The organism is Bathymodiolus platifrons methanotrophic gill symbiont, assembly GCF_002189065.1.
Classification (GTDB): Bacteria; Pseudomonadota; Gammaproteobacteria; order Methylococcales; family Methylomonadaceae; genus Methyloprofundus.
The window spans coordinates 1-2,061 of sequence record NZ_BDMN01000052.1 but is presented as its reverse complement, the minus strand read 5'-3'; the positions used below and the strand labels follow the sequence as shown (position 1 = coordinate 2,061).

Annotated in this window: 2 protein-coding genes and 1 pseudogene; all 3 read left to right on the top strand. The window is 44.0% G+C overall.

Features of this window, described 5'->3' with window-relative positions; genetic code table 11:
* Window positions 1–420, top strand: a 420-nt coding sequence (locus tag CDZ78_RS03695) for a hypothetical protein (protein WP_211200758.1), incomplete at its 5' end; no start/stop codon positions are given.
* 51 nt (window positions 421–471) lie between these two features.
* Window positions 472–1,476, top strand: a complete 1,005-nt coding sequence (locus tag CDZ78_RS03690; RefSeq protein WP_087868760.1) for a hypothetical protein — start codon at window positions 472–474, stop codon at window positions 1,474–1,476.
* Between the two features lie 414 nt (window positions 1,477–1,890).
* Window positions 1,891–2,061: pseudogene (locus tag CDZ78_RS22870) on the top strand (IS6 family transposase); the annotation flags it as partial.

Below are 2,061 nucleotides of genomic sequence, written 5' to 3'. Positions count from 1 at the left end.
AGTAAATCTTGGTCAGGTAAAGCCATCTTGAATGTTAGGGCTGAAGAACCTTTTAGAGAATACGAGTCCCCTCTAACCGTAGGACTTGCTAAGAAATTTTGGCTATCTACAGACGATTATGACCAGACTCACTTTACAACTACGTTTACTCCTGAGACTACAGGTCGGTATAACATAGAGACTTACAGTGCTGATGAAGATACCGTGATGGAGATATATCACCCTGATGGATACTCTATGGTCGCCTCGGGAGAGAGTGATGGAGATAGGGGTGTCGATGATGAGGAATTACAAGTCAAGACGTTTGAGGTGGGTAAGACCTACACAATCCAAGTCTACATGGAGGATTTTGACAACGACGGTTACGCATGGGTACATGTTTGGCGCAGTCCTTGGAATCCGCTTACTCTTGCCAATTAAGGCTACAAACAAAAGAAATACAGAACTTTTAGAAACCTTACAGGATAAAAGATGAAAACTAAACTAATGACAGTCGCCGTGTTGATGATTTTATTCAACAACATGGTTCAAGCGGAGTGGAATTCAGTCCGCCCCGGGGAAGAGGCGGAAACACCGGCGCCTAACCCAGCCGGTGAAATTACCAATTTAACCGCAGAGGAAGTGGAGAAGGCTAAGAATGAGGAAGATAGAAAACGGTTTGAAGAAGCCGCGAAACTCTTAGAGGCAGAAACGAAACGAATCGCGGAGGAAGAAGCACAGCGTCAGGCAGAAGAGGAGGAAAAACGGAAAGCCGAAGAAGCACGCGCTAACGATTATCCTGAGCTTTCTTTGACAATGGCTAAAGCATTCTTTTTATGTAAAGAGGGCGCTCACTATACGTTCTCTTACTACCCTGAAGTATCGGGCTGGCATATCTTCCAGACATATGGACCTTCAGATACGGTTATGGAGATATATCATAACGGAGAGTCAATTGTCAATGAAGGAAAGAGCGATGGGGATGATGGAGACAATTATAACGAGCTTCAACATAAGTATCTTGAAGCTGGGGAGAGATATGTAATCCAAGTCTATCTAGAAGATAAATCTGATGTGGGGGAAGCAATCTTGAATGTTAGGCTTCAAGAGCACTTAAACGATTTAGATACCCCCCTGACTCTAGGATTTGCCAAGAAATTTTGGCTATCTACAGACGACTATGACCAGACTCACTTCACAACTACGTTTACTCCTGAAACTACAGGTCGGTATAACATAGAGACTTACAGTGCTGATGAAGATACCGTGATGGAGATATATCACCCTGACGGATACTCTATGGTCGCCTCGGGAGAGAGTGACGGAGACAGGGGTGTCGATGATGAGGAATTACAAGTCAAGACGTTTGAGGCGGGTAAGACCTACACAATCCAAGTCTACATGGAGGATTTTGACAACGACGGTTACGCATGGGTACATGTTTGGCGTAGTCCTTGGCATCCGCTTAACTGTAGTTTAAGCAAAAAATGTTATTGAAAATTTTGGCTTCCCATCCGCTGAAAATCCTGGAAACGGAGCATAGCGAAGTGAAGATTTTTAGACCGCGATAGGCAACGCTGTGGATGAAGACTCGTAGTATGAGCGGTAGCGAATGGCGAAGAGGATTTAGTAACAGCTTTAGTTGGCGTAGAGTCATTGAGGTAATCATGATGAGTGCAACCCGCGTAGCTAGGTTGTACGAAATCGTGATGGACGCAGGGCGAATCGGGGCATCGAAGATTATAACTAGTCCCGTTAAGCTTTTTCCGATAACTTGGGCTGGGATGCCCAAAATTAGCTTTCGCAAAAGTAGGGACTCTTACAAACTCCCAATCTGGTTCTGTCGCATAAAGTTCACTTCTCCGCGTTACCTGCTATCATGAGTCTCAATTCGAATAAAATAAGGTTCATATGCTTAGTTTTAAATGGCGTCATTTTGAAAAAGAAATCATTCTCCTAAATGTCAGATGGTACTTGGCTTATCCACTCAGTTATCGCAATCTTGAGGAAATAGCTGAAGAACGAGGCTATCATGTTGACCACAGCACCCTTAATCGGTGGGTGATAAATTATGCACCTGAA

Coding starts and splice junctions, on each gene's coding strand:
- CDZ78_RS03690 (WP_087868760.1), top strand. CDS start 472: ATGAAAACTAAACTAATGACAGTCGCCGTGTTGATGATTTTATTCAAC.